The sequence below is a fragment of the Candidatus Magnetaquiglobus sp. genome, from assembly GCF_058402785.1.
The window spans coordinates 55,848-73,693 of the sequence record NZ_JBZVFG010000008.1 but is presented as its reverse complement, the minus strand read 5'-3'; the positions used below and the strand labels follow the sequence as shown (position 1 = coordinate 73,693).

Genomic DNA, 17,846 nt, shown 5'->3' with positions numbered 1-17,846 from the left:
GTCAGGCGACTCCGGATCGGGAGGGGGTGCCAGCGTTCTCGCCTGGCAAACGGTAGTTCTTCAACGACTCCCGCAACAGGGCGATCAAGGGCTGGTCCGTTGGGGTGGCTGGTTTCTCCTCGCTGCGCAACCAGGCCGCCACCAAAGGCACCGGATCCGGTTTGGGAGCACCAAACAGATGGTGGCTCAATCGATCGGAAGCCTGGGCAATGTGATCATAGGCTGCGCGGATCTCCTGAAAACGGGCGGCATCCTTGTCCGGAGAGTGGATCCGCACCAGGCGCAGATAGGCCTTGCGCACCGTTTCGTCATCCGCATCCTCAGCCACGCCCAACAAGGCAAAGGGATCGTTCATGCGTCACCATCCAGATCCAGAATCCGTTGTTGCCTGGAGTTTGGCGCGCGGCGAGGATTCCCGCGCGGAGATCCAAACGGCACGTCACCCGTGGGTGAGAAAATGTTGTCGAGAAGATCATCCAGCATGCCTCCCGGTTCGGCCACGAAGCGCAGCACATCGGCGGGGGCTCCCTGCGCCTTCATGAATCCTACCAGGTGTTTTCGGGTCATGGCGCGGGTGGCCCGCTCGCCCTGTTTCTGAATGAATTCACGGGCCACGGCGAGCAGCATCATGGCGAGCATCGCATCCGGTCCGGGTCGCTGGCTGGGCATCCTGGGAAGGTCCGGCCTTGCGCCGGGACCGAAAATGTCATCGTCGTCATCGTCATCGTCGTCATCATAAAATTCGTCATCGAACAACCAGTCGTTCAGTTCGGCGATCAATTCCCGGTCGCCACGCGCCTCGGCCTGATCCAGCGCCCGTTCCAACTGCCGCCGGTCGGCAGCGGAGATCTCTTCCTGGGGACCGCGATACTTGGCCAGCAATCGATAGTAATCGAACACCGTTTGATCGCGCCAGCTCTTGCCGGCCCGCGTGGCATAGCGATCCAGCATGGGGAACAGCCGCGCCTTGGCCAACACCTGACAGATCGAACGCATCTCCTCCATGGAGAAGGCCAGATTGCAGCCCTTGGTCAGCATGCCGGAGAGATCCATCAACAGCTTGCCGAGTTTCTCTTCCTGGGCATACGCATGCGCCACCCGCGTCACCGCCAGGATCGCCTCGCGGGTGATCGGCATGCTGGCGGCTGCTTTCTGGGTGGCGGAGAGCAGGCGGGTCAACCATGGGGTGGGCAACCCCATGCGCACCCCTTCCAGATGGGCGCGCAACCGGGCGGACACGTCGCCACCCGCCTCCTTCACCCCCTGTTCCAACAGCCCGTTGCCCTCCTCCTCGCGTTGTGTCAGCCAGGCCAGAAAGGCCTGGTTGATGGCGATCAGGCCGTCCCGGTCCTCGGGACGCTTCCAGCTTTCGGCTTCGGCCAACTCTTTTTCCGCCAGATCGGTTCGTCCACCCCGCACCTGTTTGCGCGCCTGGGCCAGACAGGCGCCGATCAACTCGCCGCGCACCCCGGCATGCAACGGATCGATGGCCAGCAGACGCCTCGCCAGGCGGGAGGCCTTCTTGAAGGTTTGATTCTTCAAGGAGATCCGCACCGCATCATGCAGAAACTCCGCATCGTCCGGAAAGTGATCCAGGGCGCGATCCAGCACCCGGCGGCACCCTTTGTCATCCTCGTTGAGCCGATGCCAGACGAACAAGGCATGGTGGGTTTTTCTCTGGCCGGGATCCAGTTCGACACTCTGTTCCAGAAGATCACCAACCGCCGGGTCGCCTTCATCCTCCGCGGCGTGCAAGCCTGCCAGGAATTGACAGGTCAGCGCCAGGCAAACCCTGCGTTCCGTCGATTCCGGAAGGGATTTCAACCCTTTCAAGTACCGATGCCAGGCCGAAAGACGTTCATGGGGATGGCCATCATGGCGCGCCAGGGCGGACAGACGCAGCTTTTCGGCCTCGTCCAGGGGACCAAACCGGCGTTCGAAGCGCGGCACTCCCCCAGGCGTTCTCACCAGGGCCAGCCAGGCCAACCGGCGCAGGGCCGGGTCCGGCACCGGCCAGGGGTGTGCCGGATCGGTGAGCGGCGGCAGCAGCTTGTCCGGGGAGGCGGTGAGCAGTTCCCTTGCCTTGCGCCAACTGGCCGGCTGAATGCCGCGCCAGGCGCACACCACCTCCATCTCCAGGGTGGTGAGTTCACCCATCCGGCGTAACAACGGTTCCCAATCCATCACGCACCAGGAGACCAGACGACTCAAGGCTGCCCAGGGCGAGGTGGCCGGAATGGCCGCGACCAGTTGCACGGCACGCTCCGGTTGCGCCCGCACCAAAGTGAGCGCCTTGATGACCATTCGCAACGGCTTGAACGGGGACTTCAGGGAGATGGCGCCGAGCAACGGTTCGAGATCGGCAGGGGGGGCGGAGAGCGCGCCCATGGCGCGTTGGGCGGTCTCCAGTTGGGCCATCCAGGGGGAATTCGCGGGCAGTTCCTTTTTCAGTTCGGGGGTCGTCAGCAGACCAACCGCCACATACTCCCGTACATGGGGCGCAAGATCGGGACGCAAGGCTTGCAAGCCTGCCTCTTCCCGCACGAAAAAGGCCACCACCTGCTCCACGCGTCCAGAGCCCAGCAGGCAGGTCAGTCGCAAGGAGAGCGCGGCGGGACGGTTCGTCAAACGCTGGGCATTGTCCAAGAGGATCAGGGCCTCCTTGAACATCTCCTTGCCGGACAACTCCTCGGCGCGTTTCTCGTAGGCCGAGGCTAGGGAAACCTCCCATCCGCCGCCCGGATCCTGTTTGTTCAACTGCTTGAAGGCGTCGATCGCTTCCCGCCACCGTCCGTTTTCGAACCACTGGCGTGCCTGTGCGGCCAGATCGTCGGTCGAGCGGTTCTGCAAGGTCGGGGTGGAGGCGGACTGGGCGATTCGGCGTTTCATTTGAAATCTTTCGCTCTTTGAAGCGGTTGATTCATCGGGGTTTCGCAACATCGGCAGATATCCTGCGCGATGGACGGTTTTAGGGCTTTGCTGAATCGCCCTGGCCCAGGATGAACGCTCAATCGCATTTTGACGATTCGGCCCTTGAGTTAAGTGTAAAGGATCCAACCTGACCGGGCAACGGTGGTCATCCGGAATGAGTCGTGAACGGATGCGATGAGCGGCGAGCTTACCCTGGACGACGGATTGGTCTTGGAGCTGGAGCGGTTGTTGGAGTTGCTGCGTGGACGGGAGGGGGGGTCGTTCCTTTGGGCGACGGACGCCTGAGTGGCCGGTTGTCGGTGGAGGATCTCATGAACAGGCTGCGTGACCGGGAGTGAGGGGAGAGCGGATACCATCAGGATAGAACCAGGCGATAGCCGACACCCGATTCGGTCAGGATGTGTTTGGGCACATTCGGATCCTCTTCGAGTTTGCGACGCAGGTTGGACATGTAGATCCGCAAATAGTGGGTATTGTCGGCATGTCCCGGTCCCCAGACATCCCGAAGCAGAACGCGATGCGTCATGACCCGCCCGGCGTTGGCGATCAGTTGTGCCAACAGCCGATACTCGATGGCGGTCAGGTGAACGGGCGCGTGATTGCGGGTCACCAGGCGTTGCATCAGATTCACCTCCACGCAGCCAAACGTGGCAACCGGTGTCTCATCCCCATGCGTGCGGGCTGAACGACGCAACAGGGCGCGGACCCGGGCCAGCAGTTCGGGAACGCCGAACGGCTTGGTGAGATAATCGTCTGCCCCGATATCCAGGGCCTGCACCTTGTCGGCTTCATGATCCCGTGCCGAAAGAATCAAGATGGGAAGATTGGACCAGGAACGCATGTCCCGGATCACCTCGAGACCATCCATGTCCGGCAGGCCGAGATCCACGATGACCAGATCGGGACGACGCGTCCCGACATCGATGAGCCCCTGTTTCCCGGTCGCGGCATCCGTCACGTGATACGACTCCGCTTCCAGCGCGGCCCGAATGAAACGACGTATTTGCGGTTCGTCCTCGATCAACGCGATCAGCGTCGTGGAGGAGGGGGCATGACCCATCAGAACTCTCCCGGAAAGGTGAATGGACGCCGCGGCAACTGGAGCGGTGCGGAAGAATTTTTTCACCATCGGCACGGGGGCGCAAGCCTCAACCTGACAGCCCGGATCGACCGGCTTCTCCACCGAAGGCGTTCCGACCCCCGAAGCGTCGGCGCGGATCGGAGGGGTGAATCTGCGGATTCGTGAATTCACCCCGTGCAGCGCTCCCCGCGAGGCACGCGACAAGCCCGCATGGGTCGGCATGCGTCGGGTGTCGTTGATCGGGCGTGCCATGGATGCGACCCGATCGGGGGCAGGGGATCCGGGAGCGGTCATCAGGGTTCTTCAGGCATGTGCGGTGGAGTGCCCACGGGCAGCAGAAACGTGAAACAGGCACCTCCGTCCGGGCCGTTGTGCGCCCATACGGATCCGCCATGCGCTTCGATGATGGCGCGCACGATGGCCAGTCCCAACCCGAAACCCATCACCGAGGATTCCGTTTTCCCGCGTGTGAATTTGTCGAACAGGGTCTCCTCCAGGCCTTGTGGAATGCCTGGTCCATTGTCGCAGATCGAGATTCTGACGCGCTCCTCTTCGTGTCGCGCGGAAACGAGGATCACGCTGCCCGGTGGGGTGTGTTTGGCGGCGTTCTCCAGAAGATTGTTGAAAACCCGTTCCATGAGTCCGGTATCGAGTTCGAGCAAGGGCAGATCCGTGGGGATCGCGATGCGCACCCCATGACGGGAGAGCAGCGAGGCGCAGTGATTCATCGACAATCCGATCACCTCCTCCAGAGTCTGCCAACTCCTTTTGAGCACGATATGTCCCATCTGCATGCGGGCCATGTCCAACAGATTGTTGACCATGGTGACGGTGCGCGACACCTCGTCCCGAATGGCGTCCGCCAGACTCAGATGGGGTTCGGACAACGGAGGGGTGGCCAGGCACATGGCATCCGTCAGACCGGTGATGACGGTCAGGGGGGTGCGCAGATCATGGGAAATGGCCGACAGCAGGGAGTTGCGCAACCGTTCCGATTCCATTCGGACCTGGGACTCCTGGGACAGGATGACGTAATGAACGCGTTCCAGGGCGATGGCGATCAGGCTGGCGCTGGTGTCCAGGAGCTGTTGTTGACCGGGTGGAAGCTCCCATGTCGCGGTTTCCGGCACCAGGGCCAGCACGCCGCACAAACGGGACGGAGCCTTGAGCGGCACATAAAGGGCATGGGCCGATGGCAGCGTGGTGGTGCCCAGACCGGCGTTTTCCCCATGATCGAAACTCCATTGGGCGATGCCGCCGTCCACCGCGTCCGATGGGGCGGATCCCTCGGCCAATTCCAGGTTTTCCCGCGTTCCGGGAACGAACACCGCGACCGAGGCGTTGAACCCTCTTTGGATGAAGCGCCGGCAGATGCCGATGATCTGTTCCACGCTCAGTGCGCTGGAGAGATCCTTGGACATTTCGTAGAGCGCCTGCATGCGCTGTTCGCGTTTGCAGGCCTCGGATGCCTGGAATCGCAAACCAGCCGTCAGTTGTCCCACCACCAGAGCCACGATCAGCATGACCGTGAACGTGACCAGATATTGAGCGTCATGCACGGCGAAGGTGAAACGGGGCGGGACGAAGAAGAAATCGAACGCTGCCACGGAAAGGAACGATGAGAGCACGGCGGCGGCACGTCCGAAGCGGATGGCCGTGAAGACCACCGCCAGCAGGAAGATCATGACGATGTTGGCCAGATCCAGCAAGGCGTGCAGAGGCTCGCTGACCACGGTAACCAACGCCACGATCAGAAAGGCCATCAGATACGGCGACCATCCGTTTCTGGGGGCTGGTTGATCCGGAACCGGAGAACGGTGGGAGGGGTCACGCTCCTGCTTTTCGATCGCCACCTGGAGGAGTTCCAGATCCGGGGCCAGACGGGCGACCTTTTCGGCGAAGCCGTGCTGCCAGGGCAGACGTCGGTAACGATCCCGACCCACCAGCAGGGTGCCCAGGTTGTATTCGCGGGCATAGGCGATGGCGATCTCCACGGGATTCGGACCCGACAGATTGGCCGTCTGGGCGCCCATCTCCCGGGCCAGTTTCAGAATGCCAAAGATGCGTGCCCGCGCCGCATCCGGCAATTGCTGCATGGATGGGGTCTCGATCACGATCGCGTGCCATGGCGCGCCGGTCAGGTTGGCTCTGCGGGCGGCGCGCCGGACCAGACTTTCGCTGTCCGGTCCGGGTCCCACGCACACCAGCACCGATTCACGGGTGGGCCAGACCGTTGTCACCGATTTTTCCCGGCGCCAGGCGCGCACGTCGCCATCCACCCGGTCTGCGGTGCGCCGCAAGGCCAACTCGCGCAGCGCCAGCAGGTTTCCCTTGCGAAAGAAGTGCTCCATGGCCCGTTCCGCCTGACGCGGCATGTAGACCTTGCCCTCACGGAGACGTTGCAGCAACTCCTCGGGGGGCAGGTCCACCAGCACCATTTCGTCCGCCCGATCGATGACGTGATCCGGCACCCGCTCGGTCACGCGGATGCCGGTGATCTTGCCCACCACGTCGTTGAGGCTCTCCACATGCTGCACGTTGACCGTGGTGAGCACGTCGATGCCCGCATTCAGCAGTTCGTCGATATCCTGCCACCGTTTTGGATGACGGCTTCCGGGCGCGTTGGCGTGGGCCAACTCGTCCACGAGGATGATCCGCGGATTGCGTCGCAGGGATGCGTCGAGATCGAACTCTTCGAGCAGATGGCCTTTGTATTCGATCCTCTGGCGCGGCAGAATTTCCAGGGCATGCAACAGCTCCGCAGTTTCGCCGCGGCCATGGGTTTCCACCACGCCGGCCACCACGTCCACCCCCTGGGCGCTCAGACTCCGCGCGGCGCTCAGCATGGCGAAGGTCTTGCCGACGCCAGGACAGGCGCCGAAAAAGATCTTCAGCCTGCCGCGCCGCTCCCGGTGCTCCTCGGCCACCAGTTGTGCCAGGATGGCATCGGGGTCGGGACGGTCGGAACGGGAATCGGTCGCCATGCATCGTGACTCCGGAAGTGTGTTGTCGGTGCGGATCAGAACGTCTTGGCCACGGAAAACACGACCTGCGTGTCAGGATTCCGGGAGCCGGTCCGTTGCGCGGCCAGGGTGTCCAGATCGAGATTCAGGGCCAGGACGTTGACGCGCGCCTCTCCGAGAATGCCGAAGGTGCGTCCTTCGGTATGTTTCCGGACACGAAGAAGAACCTCCGCTTCGGAGAGATTCCGGGCGCGCGCCACGCGCGGCACCTGCCAGATGGCCGCGTCGGGCGAGATGTGCGGGTCCAGTCCACTGCCCGAGGCCGTGACCAGATCCACGGGGATCGGCTGCTTTTGGGTGGGATCGCTCTCCTTGAGCGCCAGGATTCTCGCCTGGACCGCCTCTTCCAGGGCCGGGTTGAGCGGTCCGAGGTTGGAACCGCTGGAAGCGGCGGCGTTGTAGGGCATGGGCGCGGTCGCCGAGGGGCGACCCCAGAAGTAACGCGGATCGGTGAAGGGTTGTCCGATCAGCGCGGAGCCGATCACCTGGCCGTTGGCCCGCAACAGGCTGCCGGTGGCCTTGCCGGGAAAGAGTCCTTGCGCGATCGCCGTGACCAGGGCCGGATAGAGCAGGCCGGTCAGGAGGGTCATCACGATCAGCATCCGCAGGGAGGGGAGCAGTTCCTTGAACATGGGTGTATCCTTATCAGATCAGATGAAGAGCGACCAGGATCAGGTCGATCGCCTTGATGCCCACGAAGGGGACCAGCAATCCACCCACACCATAGACCAGCAGATTGCGCCGCAACAGCAGCGCCGCGCCCACGGGCCGATAGGCCACCCCCTTGAGCGCCAGGGGAATGAGGGCGATGATGATCAGGGCGTTGAAGATCACCGCCGACAGGATCGCCGAGGCGGGCGTGGCCAGCCCCATGATGTTGAAGATGTCCAACGCCGGATAGGTGGCCGCGAAGGCCGCCGGAATGATGGCGAAGTATTTGGCCACGTCGTTGGCAATCGAAAAAGTGGTCAGCGCGCCTCGGGTCATCAGCATCTGCTTGCCGGTTTCCACCACCTCGATCAGCTTGGTGGGGTTGGAGTCCAGATCCACCATGTTGCCCGCCTCCTTGGCCGCCTGGGTGCCGCTGTTCATGGCCACCGCCACGTCGGCCTGCGCCAGGGCCGGGGCATCGTTGGTGCCGTCACCGGTCATCGCCACCAGCCGTCCCTCCTGCTGATACTGGCGGATCAAGGCCAACTTGGCCTCTGGCGTGGCCTCGGCCAGAAAATCATCCACCCCGGCTTCTGCGGCGATCGCCGCAGCGGTCAGGCGGTTGTCACCGGTGATCATCACCGTCTTGATCCCCATGCGCCGCAGTTCCGCGAAACGCTCCTTGATCCCACCCTTGACGATATCCTTCAACTCCACCACCCCCAGCACGCGATTTCCCTCTGCCACCACCAAGGGGGTCGAACCGCGCCGGGCGATTTCGTCCACCGACGACTGGATCGCCAGCGACCACACCCCGTCGCAGGACTCCACATGGCGATGCACCGCCTCCGCGGCCCCCTTGCGGATCGAACGGCCCTGCCAGTCCAGACCGCTCATGCGGGTCTGCGCCGTGAAATGGACGAAGGTCGCGCCATCGGCATGGATGTCCCGACCGCGCTGATGCAACGCCTCCTTGGCCAGCACCACGATCGAACGCCCCTCCGGGGTTTCGTCGGCCAGCGAGGCCAGCAACGCCGCCTCGGCCAACTCCCGCTCGCTCACCCCGTGCGATGGGACGAACAACGACGCCTGTCTGTTCCCGAGGGTGATGGTGCCGGTTTTGTCGAGCAGCAGCACGTCCACGTCACCGGCGGCTTCGACCGCCTTGCCCGAGGTGGCCAGGACATTCCGCTCCATCATGCGGCTCATGCCCGCCACGCCGATGGCCGAGAGCAGCCCGCCGATCGTGGTCGGAATCAGGCAGACCAGCAGTGCCACCAGTACCGTGACCGTGACCGGCGATCCGGCATGGGCGGTCTCCACACCGTAGATCGAGAAGGGCAGCAATGTCACGGTGGCCAACAGAAACACCAGCGTCAGCAGCACCAGCAGGATGGTCAAGGCGATTTCGTTCGGTGTTTTTTGCCGTTTGGCCCCCTCGACCATGCCGATCATGCGATCCAGGAAGGTCTCGCCCGGATTCACCGTCACCCGCACCACCAGCCAGTCCGAGAGCACCCGCGTGCCGCCGGTGACCGCCGAGAAGTCGCCGCCCGATTCACGGATCACCGGCGCCGATTCGCCGGTGATGGCCGATTCGTCCACCGAGGCCACCCCTTCGATCACCTCGCCGTCGCCGGGGATGATGTCGCCGGTGGAAACCAGCACCACATCCCCCTTGCGCAAACTTTCCGAAGGGACACTTACCGAGAGAGCCTCCCGTTTCGGCTCCTTGAGTTTCTTGGCCATGACCGTCTTGCGCAATCCTTTCAGGGCTGCCGCCTGCGCCTTGCCGCGTCCTTCGGCCATGGCCTCGGCGAAGTTGGCGAACAATAGCGTGAACCACAGCCAAAGCGTGATGCTCAGGATGAACCAGGAGGGTGCCTCTCCGGTTCCGATCAGCGATTGGAGATAAAGTCCGGTGGTCAACAGGCTCCCGAGCCAGACCACGAACATCACCGGATTGCGGATCTGATAACGCGGGGAGAGCCGTTTGAAAGAGTCCAGCACGGCTTCCTGGAGCAGTGCCGGATCGAGCAGTGAGCGTGATTTTTGCATGGAATTCTCCCAAATCAATGTCCGTGGACCATCTGGACGTGTTCCACGATCGGACCCAGGGCAAGCGCGGGCAGGAATGTCAACGCGCCGACCACGATCACGGTGCCGATCAGAAGGATCACGAACAACGGGGTATGGGTGGGCAGGGTGCCGGCAGAGGGCGGTATGCTTTTCTTGGCGGCCAGGGATCCGGCGATGGCGAGCACCGGCACGATCACCCAGTAGCGGGCGAGCAGCATGGCCAGGCCGAGCAGGGTGTTGTAGAAGGGGGTGTTGACCGTCAGTCCGCCGAAGGCGCTGCCGTTGTTGTTGCCCGCTGATGAGAAGGCGTAGAGAATCTCCGAGAAGCCATGCACCCCCGGATTGGCGATGCCGGCCACGCCGGCCTCGCTGACCACGGCGATCGCCGTGCCGAGCAGGACGGTCAGACAGGGGGTGAGGATGGCGACAGCGGCCATTTTCATCTCGAAGGCTTCGATCTTCTTGCCGAGATACTCCGGCGTGCGCCCGATCATCAATCCGGAGACGAACACGCCGACGATGGCAAAGACGATCATGCCGTACAATCCGGAACCGACGCCGCCGAAGATCACCTCCCCGAGCTGGATCATCCACATCGGCACCAGTCCGCCCAGAGGGGTGAAGGAGTCGTGCATGGCGTTGACCGAGCCGTTGGACGCGGCGGTGGTGGCCGTGGCCCAGAGCGCCGAATTGACGATGCCGAACCGGCTCTCCTTGCCTTCCATGTTGCCGCCGGGGGCCTGATCCGAGGCGTGAGTCGCCAGACCCAACCGGTCGAAGAGCGGATTGCCGCGCTGTTCCGACCCGACGCAGAGCGCCAGCAGCCCCACGAAGACGATCGTCATGGCGGCCAGGATCGCGCCACCCTGGCGCACGTCGCCGACGAAACGGCCAAAGGTGATGCAGAGCGCCGCCGGAATCAGCAGAATGGCCAGAAGTTCGAGGAAATTGGACCACGGGGTAGGATTTTCCAGGGGATGCGACGAATTGACGTTGAAGAACCCCCCGCCGTTGGTGCCCAGCTGCTTGATTGCCACCTGGGAGGCGGCGGGTCCGATGGCGATGAGTTGCTCTCTGGCGATCTTTTTTTCCGTGACCGGTTGATCCTTGTCGTCCCTGATCGGCTGGCCATCGGGACCGTTGACCGGTGCGTCGTACCCGATCGGCTGGAGCAGTTGAGCGTTCTGGTAGGGGGAGAAGCTTTGCACCACCCCCTCTCCGACCAGCGCCACGGCGAGCAGAATGCTCAACGGCAGCAGGATGTAAAGCGTGGAACGCACCATGTCCACCCAGAAGTTGCCGATGCCGGGCGATTCACGCCGGGTGAAGGCCCGCATCAGGGCGGCCAGCACCGCCATGCCGCTGGCCGCGGATACGAAGTTCTGCACCGTCAGGCCAAACATCTGCGTCAGATAGGAGAGGGTGGTTTCGCCGCCGTAGGCCTGCCAGTTGGTATTGGTGGCAAAGCTGACCGCGGTGTTGAAGGCGAGATCCGGCGTGGCGGCGGTCATGGCCTGCGGATTCAGAGGCAGGAGTGGTTGCAAGCGTTGCAGTGCGTAGACCGCCAGGAAACCGAGCAAGTTGAAGGTCAGCACCGCAAAGGCATAGCGGGTCCAGGACATCTCGTCGTGCGCCCGGATTCCGCACAGGCGATAGAGGCCTTCTTCCGCGGGAGAGAGCCAACGCATGGCGCGAGGGTGTGTCCCTGCGAAGATTTTGGCCATGAACAGTCCGAGGGGCCAGGAAAGCAGCAACAACACCAGAACATACAAGACAAGTTGGAGATATCCGTTGCTGTTCATGGAGCCGTCCTCCGTGGAAACAGGGGGGAATCCGAATCCAGTCCCATGCGGAACGCCTTGATGGTTCGTTGAGATGGAGCATGGGACAGAGGATTCTGTTCGACATGTCGGCGCGTGTCGTACCCGTTGAGGACGGTGTTCCGATGATCCCGACCTGCGTCAGCAGAGGTTGAAAGGTAGGCAACGGGCCATGAAAGCACCAGCAGGGATGCCAAGGCGAATCCTTTTGAGCGGATGGCGTGACTCATGAGAACCTCTCAGGCACAAACAGGACGACAACCAGATAAACGAACACGAATGCTGTTGCCAGCAAGCCGATCAGGTAGAGTGGGTTCATTCATCGCCTCCGGAGTCGTTCGAATAGAGAGACCACGAATCCGGACAGGGCAAAGAAACCGACAGCCAGAATGAGATGGAAAACGTCCATGATGACTCCTTGTGGATGGGATTGATCGATGGACAAGATGTTAGACAATGAAAAGTAAAAACAGAAAAAAAGGTTGGAATGCGGATGTAAAAATATCGTAAATGTTCTTCATGCGGGTTTCATGATTGGTTTTATACGGTTTGATATGTCAGGCGACATGAGCAACTGCCCCCCTGGCGACACGAGGCATTGCCCCCCTCCTCCGGAAAGGAGGAGAGATGACATTAACGAAAGATTCGGTTTCAAGCAGATGATGTTCGCGAGATGCTGCGGCTGCGTCGACTCGGTTGGGGCAAGGGACGCATTGCCAAAGAGCTTGGAATCAGCCCCAACACGGTCAAGGTGGAGGTGGACACGAACCACGACAGCGTTCCCAAGGAGACCGCCGCCTGTCTCAGCCGGACCGTGGCGCTGTTTGAATCGTGCAACATCGGATGGATGCGTGTTGCATTCATGAAACGCTCGCCAGGTGTCCGGGTCTTTGGTTTTCCGGTTATTGGATTGGTAAATAAAGATAATTTGTTCTGGCTCGTCAATTGCTGAAATCCAGGTGAACGTATCTGTCACCCTTGAAGGACTGTTTGGTGATTCCAGCCATGGCCAAACAGCCTCCAGACGAATGATGCAATCTTCGGGAACCGAACGATGAACTATTCGCAGGCAAACGTCTTGATCACCGGAGGAGTGGGACTGATCGGTTCGCATCTGGCGAGACACCTGATTCGTCAGGGCGCCCGTGTGACGATCGTGGATGCACTGCTTCCAGGACAGGGGGGCAATCTCTGGAACATCCGGGATATTCGGGGGCAAGTGGAACTGCATCAGGTCGATATCCGCGACACGCATGCCATGCGCGAATGCCTTCCAGGCCATGACGTGATGTTTAACCTGGCGGGTCAAACATCCCATTGGGATTCCATGACGGCTCCCCATGCGGATCTGGACATCAATGTCCAGGCGCAATTGAAATTGCTTGAATTGTGTCTGGCTTGCAACCCATCGATCCGGGTGGTCTTCACCAGCACGCGCCAGGTTCACGGTCGCCCCAAACAACTCCCGATCGATGAATCCCATCCGGTTCAACCCGTGGACATCAATGGCATTCACAAAGTCACGGGTGAACACTATCACCGTTTGTTTCACGCATTCCATGGCATGCCGGTCACCATTCTGCGACTGACCAACACGTATGGAAATGGCATGCGCATCATGGATTCCCGTCTGTCCTTTCTCGGCTTCTGGATTCGTTTGTTGATCGAAGGCAAGCCTCTGCCCATCTATGGCGATGGCGGGCAACGGCGGGATTTCAATCATGTGGATGACTGCGTGGCGGCTCTGCTGCTGGCGGGCATGCATCCCAAGGCCATTGGACAGACCTATTTGCTGGGTGGAAACGAAGTGATTTCCATGCTGGAACTGGGCAGCCGAATGGCGGAATGGTTTGGTGGCGCCTACAGCCTGGTACCGTTTCCATGCGATCAGCGCAAGATCGATATCGGGAGCGCCTATTGCAACTTCCAGAGGATTTCGGAAGATCTCGACTGGCATCCGCGCATGGATCTCAAAACCGGCCTGACCAGGACGGTGGATTACTATCGTCGCCACTTTTCGCTGTATCTCGGAACACAACGGGTCCAGTGATCGGATCGTTATCGCGACGAGGTTGCGCCATGTCACTCAAGATCTGTATGAACGATTTCACGCGAGAACCCGCGGAGCGGCAGCAGGCCCTGTTGGCCGATCTCAAGCGGGTTTTGCACTCCGGACGCTACGTTCTGGATTGGCGGGTGAAGTGCTTTGAATCGCTTTGGGCCGGCGCCTGTGGCACGCGGTTCGGGATCGGCGTGGGCAACGGCATGGATGCCATTGAAATCGCGCTGCGCGCCAGCGGCATCGTTCCTGGCGATGAGGTGATCGTGCCGGCCATCACGGCGTTTGCCACCTTGCTGGCCGTGCTCAGGTCCGGCGCCACCCCGGTGGTGGCGGATATCGAGCCTGGAACCGCGCTCCTCGACAGGGAAAGTGCGCGCCGTGTTCTCTCCGCGCGCACAAAAGCCGTTGTTCTGGTCCATCTTTATGGACGTCTGGCCGACATGGACGCCTGGGTTGCCTTTTGCAACCAGCATGGCCTGATCTTGATCGAAGATGCCGCCCAGGCTCATGGGGCGCGCGTTCAGGGAAGAGCGGCAGGATCTTTTGGGCGGGCTGGCGCATTCAGTTTTTACCCCACCAAAAACCTCGGCGCCATCGGTGATGGTGGCATGGTCGTCACCCACGATGAATCGATCGCGGCAACGGCGCGACAATGGCGGGATTATGGGCGCGACAGTGACCGCCTTGGATCGCCTCATCGCGTGCCCGGACTGAACAGTCGGTTGGACGAACTGCAGGCCGCTTTCCTGACCACCCGTCTCACCTGGTTGCAAGAGTGCAACGACACCCGGAGGAAAATCGCGCGCGCCTATCACGATGGCATCCGTCATCCCCTGGTTTCCCTGCCCGCCCTGCCCGCGGACGAGGGTTCCCATGTGCATCATCTGTTTGTCGTCAATTCGCCCGTGCGGGATGCCTTGCGTACCTGTCTGGAGGACCGTGGCATCCAAACCGCCCTTCATTACCCCCTGCCGGTTCATCGCCAACCGGCGTGCGGCGCCACGGTCCGCATCGATCCCGCCGGGCTCCCCAGGGCCGAAACGCATGCCCAAACCTGTCTTTCCTTGCCCTGCCATCCGTTTCTCACCCCCGAGGAGGTGGAAACGGTGGTGGAGGCCATCAACGATTTTTCCGGGTGGGAGGTTCGTGCGTGATGTCACGACAACTGGCATCCTCCCAAATGGGCGATTTGCAGAAGTGTCATGCCACGGGTTTGACCACCACCCCGATCCGGATGTTCAGGCCAACGGTCGATTGGTGGAAACGCGGGCTGCAAGCCCATCTGAAAGGGGATCTGGTCACGGCGGAGTCCTGTTATCTGCGGATCACCCCGGACCGACCGGAGTATGTGGGTGCCCTGGGCAATCTGAGCATCATTCGCAGCACGCAGGGACGGTTGTTGGAAGCGGAACGGTTCTGCCGCCGCGCCCTGGAGATCGAGCCGGATTATGTCAATGGCTACGTCAATCTGGCCAACGCGCAATTGAGCAGGGGATGTTTGTCGGAGGCCGAACAGAGTTGCCGTCAGGCCTTGCTCAGGCAGGCGGATTCGATTCTGGCCCTGGCCACGCTTGGGAGCGTTCTACAGGTTTCCGGGCGACTGGAAGAGGCGGAGCAGGTGTATCAAACCGGGCTGCGCCACGATCCGAATTCACGCGATCTCTGGATCGGCCTGGGCAACATGCTGTTCAACAGCCGGCGTTTGCAGGAGGCGGAAGTCTGTTTCCAGAAGGTTCTGACAGCCAATCCGAACGACACCGCCGCCATGAACAATCTTGGTTATGTGCTCATTTCGATGGGCAAGCTCGGATCGGCGCATGAAATCTTGCAACGTGCGCTCGCGAAGAAGCCGGCAGATGTTCAGATTCTCACGAATCTTGGATTGGTTCATACCGAACTCGGCCAGCACGCCCAGGCGGACCATTGTTACCGAAAGATCCTTTCCAGGCATCCGCAGCATTTCGATGTGTGGGGCAATCTTCTGTATCTCCAGAACTATTATCTTGAAGATTCCGTCGCGGCCCTGCGCGAGGCGCTTCAATATGGCAAGGCGGTTGCCCGTCTGGCCCGGCCCATCGTGCATCGGCCCGACCCTGGGCAAGTGGACAAGACATTGCGGATTGGCCTGGTTTCCGGGGATTTTCTTCAGCATCCGGTTGGGTATTTCCTGGAAAACGTCCTGTCGGTCATGGACCCGAATGTCGTGGAATTTCATGCGTACTCCAATCGGACCCTGGAAGACGATCTGACCCAACGGTTGAAGGCGCGCATGGCGCGCTGGCAATCCGTGGTCGGGCTTGGGGATGAAACGGTTGCCCGCATGATTCATGCGGATGGCGTGGATATCCTGCTGGATTTGTCCGGACACTCCGCGCTCAACCGATTGCCGGTCTTTGCCTGGAAACCGGCTCCGGTACAGATCAGCTGGTTGGGCTATTTTGCCACGACCGGGGTTCTGGCCATGGATTATATCCTGGGTGACCCGATCAATCTGCCGGAAGAGGAGGCGGGCCATTTTTGCGAGAAACCCTGGAGATTGCCGGATTGCTATCTGTGTTTGACGCCTCCCGATCCCTCGCCACCGGTATCCGAACTTCCGGTGCTCACCCAGGGTCATTTCACCTTCGGCTCGTTCAACCATCTCGGAAAGATCACGGACGAGGTGATTCGTTGCTGGAGCGAGATTCTGCGGCGGGTTCCGAACAGCCGTCTGATGTTGAAGGGGCGTTCGTTCATCGAGCCGCAAGCCAGGGCGTTGATGACCCGGCGATTTGCCGCGCGCGGCATCGACGCCGACCGCCTGCTGTTGGAAGGGGCCTCATCGAGGGATCTCTACCTGGCCCGCTATCACCAGGTCGATATGGCCTTGGATACCTTTCCCTATCCTGGCGTGACCACCAGCGTGGAAGGGTTGTGGATGGGCGTGCCCTTCGTCACCCGAAAGGGGAGTCGTTATCTTTCGCACCAGGGAGAGTCGATTCTCTCCTGTGTCGGACTGTCCGAATGGATTGCCGAAGATTGCGACGCGTATGTGGAAAAAGCGGTTGCCTTTGCCGCGGATCGGGACGGACTGGCGCGCTTGCGGTCGGAGTTGCGCGCGCGCGCCATGCATTCGCCTTTGTTCGACCACCGGAGATTTGCCTGGAATCTGACCCAGGCATGGCGACGGATGTGGCGCATCTGGTGCGAATCGCGTCAATGACCGTAATCATGCCAACAATGATGACAACAGCATAAGGACAACGAACATGTCGCGCGCGCGTTCCTTGCTTCAACGCATCCGACCAACCCTTGAGACGATCATCGTGGATGCCGGCGCCAATCCCATGGATCCGACTGGGCACTATCGACCCTTGTTGGGACAGATTCCCAGCCGACTGTTTGGATTCGAGCCCCAGGCCGAAACCACCGCGCGGTTGAACGTCCTGCACAAACACCAGGAGATCTATTTGCCCTATCTGCTTGGTGACGGACGATTGCATACGCTGCGCATGTGTCGCGCCTCGGTGATGACCAGTCTGTTGGAACCCGATCCGGTCGCTTGCGGGCTTTTCCACCGTTTTGATCAGTTGACCGAGGTCGTGGAGCGCAAGAACGTGTGGACGCGGGCCCTGGACGATATCGAGGAGATTCCGCGGATCGACCATTTGAAAATGAATGTGTGCGGATCCGAGAAGATGATTCTCGCTCATGGTCGCAACAAGTTGTCCGATGTTGCGGTTGTTCAGCTCGAAGTGTCCTTTATCCCGCTGTATCAGGCTCAACCGACCATCGGGGAGCTGGATCTGCAACTTCGATCCATGGGGCTGATTCCGCACGCCATGCCCCTGATCAAGACCTGGGGCGTCAAGCCGCTGATCATCAACAACAGTCCTGGCTGGCCAGTCAGGCAGTTGCTGGTCGCGGAAATGGTGTATGTGGCGGACTATCGGAAAGTTGGGCAGTTGCCGACCGAATTGCTCAAACAGATGGCCCTGATTCTTCATTATTGTTATCAATCCATGGATGTCGTCCTGCTTTGTTTGAATGAATTGGCAAGCAGGAAGGAGGTGGATCACAACCCTGGTAAATGGTATGTTGATCATCTCGAGGAGTGCCTGACCCCCGCCGCATGATCGGTCCGACCGGTCACGCCGATCAGGATGCATGACGATGCATGGGCGGCTGTTTGGCCATCGCCAGACAACCGCCAAGGCGGA

Annotated in this window: 13 protein-coding genes; 5 read left to right on the top strand and 8 right to left on the bottom strand. The window is 61.0% G+C overall.

Annotated features, from left to right (window positions below; all coding sequences use genetic code 11):
* Position 1 precedes the first annotated feature (1 nt).
* The 8 genes from ACV4UY_RS04650 to ACV4UY_RS04615 all read right to left on the bottom strand — a co-directional run bounded on the left by ACV4UY_RS04650 (position 2) and on the right by ACV4UY_RS04615 (position 11,904).
* Positions 2 to 355, bottom strand: coding sequence for a J domain-containing protein (locus tag ACV4UY_RS04650; RefSeq protein WP_491606481.1), 354 nt, complete (start codon positions 353 to 355; stop codon positions 2 to 4).
* Complete coding sequence (locus ACV4UY_RS04645) at positions 352 to 2,889, bottom strand: tetratricopeptide repeat protein (protein ID WP_491606480.1); 2,538 nt, start codon at positions 2,887 to 2,889, stop codon at positions 352 to 354. Before ACV4UY_RS04645 ends, ACV4UY_RS04650 begins: the two co-directional genes overlap by 4 nt.
* A 397-nt stretch (positions 2,890 to 3,286) precedes the next feature.
* Complete coding sequence (locus tag ACV4UY_RS04640; protein WP_491606513.1) at positions 3,287 to 3,991, bottom strand: response regulator; 705 nt, start codon at positions 3,989 to 3,991, stop codon at positions 3,287 to 3,289.
* A 314-nt stretch (positions 3,992 to 4,305) separates the two neighbouring features.
* Positions 4,306 to 6,996: a DUF4118 domain-containing protein gene (locus tag ACV4UY_RS04635; protein WP_491606479.1), complete on the bottom strand. Its 2,691-nt coding sequence runs from the start codon at positions 6,994 to 6,996 to the stop codon at positions 4,306 to 4,308.
* Between the two features lie 35 nt (positions 6,997 to 7,031).
* Positions 7,032 to 7,667, bottom strand: coding sequence for a potassium-transporting ATPase subunit KdpC (gene kdpC / locus ACV4UY_RS04630; protein WP_491606478.1), 636 nt, complete (start codon positions 7,665 to 7,667; stop codon positions 7,032 to 7,034).
* A gap of 13 nt (positions 7,668 to 7,680) precedes the next feature.
* On the bottom strand, positions 7,681 to 9,744 hold the full coding sequence (gene kdpB, locus ACV4UY_RS04625; RefSeq protein ID WP_491606477.1) for a potassium-transporting ATPase subunit KdpB: 2,064 nt from the start codon (positions 9,742 to 9,744) through the stop codon (positions 7,681 to 7,683).
* 14 nt (positions 9,745 to 9,758) lie between these two features.
* A complete protein-coding gene (gene kdpA, locus ACV4UY_RS04620; protein WP_491606476.1) occupies positions 9,759 to 11,567 on the bottom strand; it encodes a potassium-transporting ATPase subunit KdpA in 1,809 nt (602 codons plus the stop codon).
* 244 nt (positions 11,568 to 11,811) lie between these two features.
* A complete protein-coding gene (locus ACV4UY_RS04615; RefSeq protein WP_491606475.1) occupies positions 11,812 to 11,904 on the bottom strand; it encodes a potassium-transporting ATPase subunit F in 93 nt (30 codons plus the stop codon).
* A gap of 354 nt (positions 11,905 to 12,258) precedes the next feature.
* On the opposite strand from ACV4UY_RS04615, the gene ACV4UY_RS04610 reads away from it, so the two are divergent.
* From ACV4UY_RS04610 to ACV4UY_RS04590, 5 genes are all read left to right on the top strand, one after another.
* A complete protein-coding gene (locus ACV4UY_RS04610; protein ID WP_491606474.1) occupies positions 12,259 to 12,537 on the top strand; it encodes a hypothetical protein in 279 nt (92 codons plus the stop codon).
* A 102-nt stretch (positions 12,538 to 12,639) separates the two neighbouring features.
* Positions 12,640 to 13,635, top strand: coding sequence for an NAD-dependent epimerase/dehydratase family protein (locus ACV4UY_RS04605; protein WP_491606473.1), 996 nt, complete (start codon positions 12,640 to 12,642; stop codon positions 13,633 to 13,635).
* A gap of 29 nt (positions 13,636 to 13,664) precedes the next feature.
* Positions 13,665 to 14,801 (top strand): DegT/DnrJ/EryC1/StrS family aminotransferase, encoded by a 1,137-nt coding sequence (locus ACV4UY_RS04600; protein WP_491606472.1) that lies wholly within the window; start codon positions 13,665 to 13,667, stop codon positions 14,799 to 14,801.
* The gene (locus ACV4UY_RS04595; RefSeq protein WP_491606471.1) at positions 14,801 to 16,849 is read left to right on the top strand and encodes an O-linked N-acetylglucosamine transferase, SPINDLY family protein; all 2,049 of its coding nucleotides are present in this window, start codon (positions 14,801 to 14,803) and stop codon (positions 16,847 to 16,849) included. Before ACV4UY_RS04600 ends, ACV4UY_RS04595 begins: the two co-directional genes overlap by 1 nt.
* A gap of 46 nt (positions 16,850 to 16,895) precedes the next feature.
* Entirely contained in the window at positions 16,896 to 17,762 is an 867-nt protein-coding gene (locus ACV4UY_RS04590; protein ID WP_491606470.1) for an FkbM family methyltransferase, read from the top strand.
* Positions 17,763 to 17,846: the final 84 nt, after the last annotated feature.

What these genes read in the sequence shown, in the direction of transcription:
- ACV4UY_RS04650 (WP_491606481.1), bottom strand. Translation starts at nt 355, where the DNA reads ATGAACGATCCCTTTGCCTTGTTGGGCGTGGCTGAGGATGCGGATGAC.
- ACV4UY_RS04645 (WP_491606480.1), bottom strand. Translation starts at nt 2,889, where the DNA reads ATGAAACGCCGAATCGCCCAGTCCGCCTCCACCCCGACCTTGCAGAAC.
- ACV4UY_RS04640 (WP_491606513.1), bottom strand. Translation starts at nt 3,991, where the DNA reads ATGGGTCATGCCCCCTCCTCCACGACGCTGATCGCGTTGATCGAGGAC.
- ACV4UY_RS04635 (WP_491606479.1), bottom strand. Translation starts at nt 6,996, where the DNA reads ATGGCGACCGATTCCCGTTCCGACCGTCCCGACCCCGATGCCATCCTG.
- kdpC (WP_491606478.1), bottom strand. Translation starts at nt 7,667, where the DNA reads ATGTTCAAGGAACTGCTCCCCTCCCTGCGGATGCTGATCGTGATGACC.
- kdpB (WP_491606477.1), bottom strand. Translation starts at nt 9,744, where the DNA reads ATGCAAAAATCACGCTCACTGCTCGATCCGGCACTGCTCCAGGAAGCC.
- kdpA (WP_491606476.1), bottom strand. Translation starts at nt 11,567, where the DNA reads ATGAACAGCAACGGATATCTCCAACTTGTCTTGTATGTTCTGGTGTTG.
- ACV4UY_RS04615 (WP_491606475.1), bottom strand. Translation starts at nt 11,904, where the DNA reads ATGAACCCACTCTACCTGATCGGCTTGCTGGCAACAGCATTCGTGTTC.
- ACV4UY_RS04610 (WP_491606474.1), top strand. Translation starts at nt 12,259, where the DNA reads ATGCTGCGGCTGCGTCGACTCGGTTGGGGCAAGGGACGCATTGCCAAA.
- ACV4UY_RS04605 (WP_491606473.1), top strand. Translation starts at nt 12,640, where the DNA reads ATGAACTATTCGCAGGCAAACGTCTTGATCACCGGAGGAGTGGGACTG.
- ACV4UY_RS04600 (WP_491606472.1), top strand. Translation starts at nt 13,665, where the DNA reads ATGTCACTCAAGATCTGTATGAACGATTTCACGCGAGAACCCGCGGAG.
- ACV4UY_RS04595 (WP_491606471.1), top strand. Translation starts at nt 14,801, where the DNA reads ATGTCACGACAACTGGCATCCTCCCAAATGGGCGATTTGCAGAAGTGT.
- ACV4UY_RS04590 (WP_491606470.1), top strand. Translation starts at nt 16,896, where the DNA reads ATGTCGCGCGCGCGTTCCTTGCTTCAACGCATCCGACCAACCCTTGAG.